The sequence below is a fragment of the Brevundimonas sp. UBA7534 genome, assembly GCF_002479325.1.
Classification (GTDB): Bacteria; Pseudomonadota; Alphaproteobacteria; order Caulobacterales; family Caulobacteraceae; genus Brevundimonas.
Genome location: NZ_DLMO01000052.1, coordinates 1 through 7,314, shown reverse-complemented (window position 1 = coordinate 7,314; position 7,314 = coordinate 1). Strand labels below are relative to the sequence as shown.

At 67.8% G+C, this 7,314-nt stretch carries 7 protein-coding genes and 1 pseudogene; 2 read left to right on the top strand and 6 right to left on the bottom strand.

The window, feature by feature from the left end:
* The coding region (zapE, locus tag B2U11_RS03760) for a cell division protein ZapE (protein WP_292070047.1) at positions 1–437 on the bottom strand (437 nt) is incomplete at its 3' end.
* Positions 438–589: 152 nt separating this feature from the next.
* Here zapE and B2U11_RS03755 point away from each other — a divergent pair.
* Both B2U11_RS03755 and rarD read left to right on the top strand, forming a co-directional pair.
* The gene (locus B2U11_RS03755) at positions 590–1,636 is read left to right on the top strand and encodes an aspartate-semialdehyde dehydrogenase (RefSeq protein ID WP_292070046.1); all 1,047 of its coding nucleotides are present in this window, start codon (positions 590–592) and stop codon (positions 1,634–1,636) included.
* A gap of 54 nt (positions 1,637–1,690) precedes the next feature.
* Positions 1,691–2,611 (top strand): EamA family transporter RarD, encoded by a 921-nt coding sequence (rarD, locus tag B2U11_RS03750; RefSeq protein WP_292070045.1) that lies wholly within the window; start codon positions 1,691–1,693, stop codon positions 2,609–2,611.
* Here the strand turns inward: rarD and B2U11_RS03745 are convergent.
* The 5 genes and pseudogenes from B2U11_RS03745 to B2U11_RS03725 form a co-directional block, all read right to left on the bottom strand.
* Positions 2,608–3,741, bottom strand: coding sequence for a serine hydrolase domain-containing protein (locus B2U11_RS03745; RefSeq protein WP_292070044.1), 1,134 nt, complete (start codon positions 3,739–3,741; stop codon positions 2,608–2,610). The genes rarD and B2U11_RS03745 overlap by 4 nt on opposite strands.
* A 565-nt stretch (positions 3,742–4,306) precedes the next feature.
* The gene (locus B2U11_RS03740; protein ID WP_292070043.1) at positions 4,307–4,576 is read right to left on the bottom strand and encodes an ATP synthase F1 subunit epsilon; all 270 of its coding nucleotides are present in this window, start codon (positions 4,574–4,576) and stop codon (positions 4,307–4,309) included.
* Between the two features lie 2 nt (positions 4,577–4,578).
* Entirely contained in the window at positions 4,579–6,114 is a 1,536-nt protein-coding gene (gene atpD / locus B2U11_RS03735; protein ID WP_414632929.1) for a F0F1 ATP synthase subunit beta, read from the bottom strand.
* Between the two features lie 37 nt (positions 6,115–6,151).
* On the bottom strand, positions 6,152–7,030 hold the full coding sequence (locus B2U11_RS03730; RefSeq protein ID WP_292070041.1) for a F0F1 ATP synthase subunit gamma: 879 nt from the start codon (positions 7,028–7,030) through the stop codon (positions 6,152–6,154).
* Positions 7,031–7,062: 32 nt separating this feature from the next.
* Positions 7,063–7,314: pseudogene (locus B2U11_RS03725) on the bottom strand (F0F1 ATP synthase subunit alpha); the annotation flags it as partial.

Here is a 7,314-nt window from a genome sequence, read left to right as displayed (position 1 = left end):
GCGTCGGCGATGTCGGTGACCTGCAGTTCGTCGAAGCACAGCAGCCGCGCCTCCGACGCGATCAGTTTCGCGACTGGCGGAATAGGGTCGTCGCCCTTGTGCGTGCCGAACACGGCCTTCCTGGCCTTGGCGTCGCCCTCGCGCCACTGACGCACCAGGTCGTGGACCCGGGCCATGAAGGCGTGGAAGTGGGCGCGTTTTTTCCTCGGCTCGGGCGTGGCGGAATAGAACAGGTCCATCAGCATGGACTTGCCGCGTCCGGGCGGCCCCCACAGATAGACTCCCCTGACCTCCGGCGGCCGGCCGAACAGGCCGCGCTTGGCCAGATCGGTCTCCAGCCGCTCCAGCGCCGTGATCACCCCCTGCTGGGCGGGGTCGGGCGTCAGCACGCCTTCGTCCACGCGGATGTCGTAGGCGCTGCGGATGCGGGAGGTCATGCAGCCCTGCTTAAAGGCCGGGGCAGCGAAAAGCGATTGCTTCACGGCCGCGAACGCCTAATTGCAGAGCGCTTCTCCAAACACACAATCGTCGCGCTGAAGCAGCGAGGCTCCGCGAGCCGAGCGATAGCGCGTCCGAAGGACTGACAAAGATGGGTTATCGCGTCGCGATCGTCGGGGCCACGGGCAATGTGGGCCGCGAAATGCTGAACATCCTGGAGGAAGTGAACTTCCCCGTGGACGAACTGCACGCCATCGCCTCGCGAAAATCCAAGGGCGTCGAGGTGTCCTTCGGCGACAAGACCGTCAAGTGCCAGGACATCGAGCAGTTCGACTTCTCCACGGTCGACATCGTGCTGATGTCGGCGGGCGGCGGGGTGTCGCGCGAATGGTCCGAGAAGATCGGCAAGGCCGGCCCCATCGTGATCGACAACTCCTCGGCCTTCCGCAAGGACCCGGACGTGCCGCTGATCGTGCCCGAGGTGAACCCGGACGCGGTCAAGGACGCCAAGAAGAAGAACATCATCGCCAACCCCAACTGCTCGACCGCCCAGTTGGTCGTGGCGCTGAAGCCGCTGCACGACGCGGCTAAGATCAAGCGCGCGGTGGTGTCGACCTATCAGTCGGTGTCCGGCGCCGGCAAGGAGGGCATGGACGAACTGTGGAACCAGACCAAGGCCATATACGGCCTGGGCGACGCCACACCCAAGAAGTTCCCCAAGCAGATCGCCTTCAACGTCATCCCCTTCATCGGCGCCTTCCAGGACGACGGCTACACCGACGAAGAGCAGAAGATGTGGGACGAGACGCACAAGATGCTCGACCCGAACATCAAGCTGACCGTGACCTGCGTGCGGGTGCCGGTGTTCGTGGGCCACTCCGAAGCCGTGACGGTCGAGTTCGATCGCCCGATCGAGCCGGACGAGGCGCGCGCCATCCTGCGCGAGGCGCCGGGCGTCCTGGTGGTCGATAAGCAGGAGCACGACGGCTACATCACCCCGGTCGATGCGGCGGGCGAGTTCGCGGTGTACGTCTCGCGCATCCGCAAGGACCCGACGGTCGAGAACGGCCTGAGCTTCTGGGTGGTGTCGGACAATCTGCGCAAGGGCGCCGCCCTGAACGCGGTCCAGATCGCCCAGCTTCTGGACGAGACGGGCACGATCAAGTCGTCGACCGGCTATCGCACCCTGACGGTCTGACCCCATATGCCGCCGGGCGGGCCTCCCCTGCCCGGCGGACCGAGGACCTTTCCCATGTCGCCCAGCCCGACCGACCCGCGCGCGGTCGCGACCGCTGTCGCCAGCTACACCCTGTGGGGCCTGCTGCCGCTGATGTTCATGGCCATGGCGGCGCATGGCTTCGCCGCGGCCGAGATCCTGGCCCACCGGGCGGTGTGGTCGGTGTTCGTGGCCGGCCTGTTCGTGTTGCTGGCGGGCCAGTGGGGCGAGGCGCGGTCGGTCCTGGCCCAGCCGCGCACCTTCGGCTGGCTGGTGCTGTCGGCGGTGATGATCGCGACGAACTGGAGCCTCTATGTCTTCGCCACGACGCACCACGCGACGCTGGAGGCCAGCCTGGGCTACTACATCAACCCGCTGCTCAACATGGCGGCGGGGGCGGTGCTGTTCCGCGAACGGATCGACCGGCTGAGCGGCGTCGCCATCGGCCTGGCGGCCTTGGGGGTGGCGATCCAGACCCTGGCCCTGGGCCATGTGCCCCTCATCGGCCTGACGCTGGCGGTGACCTTCTGCGCCTATGCGGTGATCCGAAAGCGGGTCGCGGCCTCGGCCCAGACGGGGCTGTTCGTCGAGTGCCTGGTGCTGCTGCCGGTCGGGGCGGTCTTCCTGGCGTGGCTGGCGACGCATGGGCAGGCGACGGGCTTCTCCTCTCCGGCCGGGCTGGCCTGGGCGCTGGTCAACGGGCCGGCGACCGTCATCCCCCTGGTGCTGTTCGCCTGGTCGGCGCGGCGGCTGCCGCTGTCGACGGTGGGCTTCATCCAGTTCCTGGCCCCGACGCTCCAGTTCGCCTGCGGCGTCCTGACGGGCGAGGCGCTGACGCCGCTGCGGGTCGTCTCCTTCGTCTTCATCTGGGCCGGCGCCGGGGTCTTCGCCCTGGCCGCCTTCCGGCGCAGCCGGGCGGCCCGGCAGGCGATCCGTGAGACGGCGGAACCGGCCTAGAGCGCTCCGTACAGCGCCTCCAGCAGGCGCACGGCGCGCGGGTCGCCGATCAGGTGGGGCGACTGGCGGGTCATGACATAGGCGGCCGACAGGCGGCGCGACGGGTCGGCCATGGCCATGGAGCCGCCCCAGCCGTAGTGGCCCCAGGCTTCGCCCGGTCCGAAGACGTTGAGGCCGTCGTTGCGCATCAGCCCGGCGGCCCAGCTGATGGTGTAGGGCAGCACCTTGTCCGGGCCGTGGATGCGTTCGCGGGTCAGCTGTTCCAGGGTCGCATCCGTCAGCACCGCGCGGTCGCCCAGCCGCCCCCCGTTGGCCACCACGCCCATGAGGCGCGCCAGGCCCAGCGCCGTGCCGTGCAGGTTGGCGGAGGGAATTTCCATCCGCCGCCACTCGCTGGAGCCGCGGCCGCCGGGCGCCGAGCCCCGGTCGAGGAAGGCGGCCTGCTTGATCGGGTCGATGGGGCCGAGGCTGGGGGCGGCCGTGGGCTTCCGCATCTGGGCCACGCGGGGATGCTCGGCCTCGGGCAGGCCGATCCACAGGTCGAGGTCGGGAAAATCCTCGCGCAGGGCCTGGCCCATCGTGCGGCCCGTGACGCGGTGGAACAGTTCGTTGGCCAGATAGCCGACGGTGATCGGGTGATAGCCGGAGGCCGTGCCGGGCGCCCACATCGGCGCCTGGGCCGCCAGCTTCGCCACCACGGCGGGGGCGTCGAACCAGACCGCCGGATCGACCGCCTCGGAGAACCCCGGCAGCCCGGACTGGTGGCTCATCAACTGGGCGACGGTGACGTCCTGCTTTCCCTCGGCCGCGAACTCGGGCCAGACCGAGGCGACGGTCTGGTCGTAGGACAGCCGGCCCGCCTCGACCGCCGTGGCGATCAGCAGGGCCATGACCGCCTTGCCGGTGGAGAAGACCGGCGTCAGCGTCGTTTCGGTGAAGGGATGGGTGCGGGCCGTGTCGGCGTGGCCGGCCCAGAGGTCGACGACCGGCTGGCCCTCGATCAGCACGCTGAACCGCGCCGCCTGTTCGTTCAGCCCCTCGGGCGCATCGGTGAAGTTGGCGGCGAAAGCGTTGCGGACGGCGGCGAAGCGCGGGTCGCAGGTTCCGTGAATGGCGATGGCGTCGGTCATGAGACGGTCTTTAGCCTCTCGGCGGCGAGATTTCAGACCCTGGCCTCGAAAAACAGAGTCTGAATGGTGTGAATCGTCTGAAATCGGCTGTCAGGTGCTGGGTCGGCGATTTCGCACTCGGGGGCGAAAAGAGAGTCTGAATAGTCTGAATCGTCTGAAATGGGCCGCTGGCGTGAATTCGTGAGCCCCATCACCGTCACCCTCGGGCTTGTCCCGAGGGCCCACGGCGGAGATGGGTCCGACCGAGCCGCGTTTCGCTGTCCGCTGACCGGCCGCTCGCAGGTGATGCGGAACGGTGGGCCCTCGGGACAAGCCCGAGGGTGACGGGAGTGGAATATGAGATAGCCGTGGCTTTCCTCCCCTGAGGGGTCCGCGATCCAGCGATGATCGCACGGGTCGAAACCAAGGCGCGTCGATTGTCCGCCGGCGGCGCCAAGCGACTGAAACCACAGGATTTGGCGATCAAGATTGCGATCGCCGCCGCCGCGTCGCCTTCCGTTCCGGCAACGAAAAAGGCCTCCCGCCGAAGCGGGAGGCCTCTGATCGTTTCGATCCCGCGAGAGGATCAGGCCGCGGCGACCTCGGTCGCTTCCTCGGCCAGGATGGTCAGGCCCTCGCCGTTGACGTCGGCGAAGCCGCCCTTGACGTCGTAGCGGGTCACAGCGCCGCCGCTATAGACGCTCACCAGGCCCTCGCGCAGGGCGGTCATGAAGGGGGCGTGGTCCGGCAGGACGCCGAAGTCGCCCTCGACGCCCGGCGCGTCCACCTGGTCCACGAGGCCCGAAAAGACCTCGCGTTCCGGCGAGACGAGGGAGAAGTTCAGCTTGCCGGCCATGATCAGGCGTCCGCCGCCATCTTCTCGGCCTTGGCCACGGCTTCCTCGATGGCGCCGACCATGTAGAAGGCGGCTTCCGGCAGGTGGTCGTATTCGCCGGCGACGATGCCCTTGAACGAGCGGATGGTGTCGGCCAGCTCGACGAACTTGCCCGGCGAGTTGGTGAACTGCTCGGCCACGAAGAAAGGCTGCGACAGGAAGCGCTGGATCTTGCGGGCGCGCGAGACGACCAGCTTGTCCTCTTCCGACAGCTCGTCCATGCCCAGGATGGCGATGATGTCCTTCAGGCCCTTGTACTGCTGCAGCACTTCCTGGACCGAACGGGCGACCTGGTAGTGCTCCTCGCCGATGACCAGCGGGTCCATGATCCGCGAGGTCGAGTCCAGCGGGTCGACGGCGGGGAAGATGGCCTGGGCGGCGATGTCACGCGACAGCATGGTCGTCGCGTCCAGGTGGGCGAAGGAGGCGGCCGGCGCCGGGTCGGTGGGGTCGTCGGCGGGGACGTAGATGGCCTGGACCGAGGTGATCGAGCCCTTCTTGGTCGAGGTGATGCGTTCCTGCAGGTTGCCCATCTCGGTGGCCAGCGTCGGCTGATAGCCCACGGCCGACGGGATGCGGCCCAAGAGAGCCGACACTTCCGAACCGGCTTGGGTGAAGCGGAAGATGTTGTCGACGAACAGCAGCACGTCCTTGCCTTCCTCGTCGCGGAAGTACTCGGCCTGGGCGAGGCCCGTCAGGGCGACGCGGGCGCGCGCGCCGGGCGGCTCGTTCATCTGGCCATAGACCAGGGCGCACTTGGAGCCCTCGGTCGAGCCGTTGTTCTTGGTCGGGTCCACGTTCACGTTGGACTCGATCATCTCGTGATACAGGTCGTTGCCCTCGCGGGTGCGTTCGCCCACGCCGGCCAGGACCGAATAACCGCCGTAGGCCTTGGCGATGTTGTTGATCAGCTCCTGCATGGTCACGGTCTTGCCCACGCCGGCGCCGCCGAACAGGCCGATCTTGCCGCCCTTGGTGTAGGGGCAGATCAGGTCGATGACCTTGATGCCGGTGACCAGGATTTCCGACGAGGTGGTCTGCTCCTCGAACGAGGGCGCCTCGCGGTGGATCGGGCGGTATTCGGTGGTCTTGATCGGGCCGGCTTCGTCGATCGGCTGGCCGACCACGTTCATGATGCGGCCCAGCACGCCCGGGCCGACCGGGGTCTGGATCGAGGTTCCGGTGTCCGACACGGGCTGGCCGCGGGTCAGGCCCTCGGTCGTGTCCATGGCGATGGTGCGGACCATGTTCTCACCCAGGTGCTGGGCGACTTCCAGGACCAGGGTGAAGGGCTCGCCCGTCTTCTGGTCGATGTTCTGGGTGTGCAGGGCGTTCAGGATCGCCGGCAGGTGGCCGTCGAACTCGACGTCGACGACGGCGCCGATGACCTGGGCGATCTTGCCCTGGCCCGCGGCGTTCACCGGGGCGGCGGCGGGGGCAACCTTTTTGGCGGCCGGCTTGCGGGCGGCGGGCTTCTTGGGGGCGACGGTGTCGGTCATGGCTGGGGTCCGTATCGGAATGTCTGTTCGGTCGGGATCAAAGGGCTTCGGCGCCGGCGATGATCTCGATCAGCTCGGTGGTGATCTGGGCCTGGCGCTTGCGGTTGAACTGCAGCGTCAGGGCGTTGATGAGGTCGCCGGCGTTGCGCGTGGCGTTGTCCATCGCCGCCATCTGCGAACCGAAGAAGCCGGCCTGGTTCTCGTACAGGGCGGCCAGGATCTGGGTCGTCAGGTTGCGCGGCAGCAGGGTCTCGAGGATTTCCTCTTCCGAGGGCTCGTATTCATAGACCGCGCCGTTCAGGTCGATGGGCTGGGCGTCGCCTTCCACCACCGCCGGGATCAACTGCTTGGCGGTCGGGACCTGGGAGATCACCGAGCGGAACTGGCTGTAGAACAGGGTGACCACATCGGCCTGGCCGTCCTCGAACGCCGTGGCGATCATCTCGGCGATGGGCTGGGCCGACGGCAGGCCGACGGTCTTGTGCTCGCTCAGCTCGAAGGTGCGGACCAGCTTGTCGCCATAGAGACGGGCCAGTTGATCGCGCGACTTCTTGCCGACGGCGATGATCTTCACGTCCTTGCCGTTGGCGATCAGGCTGTTGATCCGCTCGCGTGCGGCGCGGATGACGTTGGTCGAGAAGCCGCCCGCCAGGCCCTTGTCGGCCGTGGCGACCACGATCAGGTGACGCTGGTCATCGCCCGTGCCGGCCAGCAGCCGGGGCGCGTCGGCGCCCGAGACGCCGGCGGCCAGGTTGGCGATGACCGAGGCCATCTTCTGCGCGTAGGGCCGGGCGCTCTCGGCCTGGTCCTGGGCGCGCTTCAGCTTGGCCGCGGCGACCATCTGCATGGCCTTCGTGATCTTCTGCGTGGCTTTCACGCTTCCGATCCGATTGCGCATTTCCTTGAGGCTGGCCATCCGGCTTTACTCTCTCAGCTTTCCGGTCGGGCTCAGGCGAAGGTCTTGACGAAGGCCGCCAGGATGTCCTTCAGCTCGGCTTCCAGCTCGGGCGTCAGGTCCTTCTTGGTGCGGATGCCGTCCAGCAGCGAAGCGTGGTTGGCGTGGATGCGGGCCAGCAGCTCCTTCTCGAAGCGGCCGACGTCGGCCACCGCGATGCCGTCGATGTAGCCGCGCGTGCCGGCGTAGACCGAGACGACCTGCTCTTCCATCGCCAGCGGCGAATACTGCGGCTGCTTCAGCAG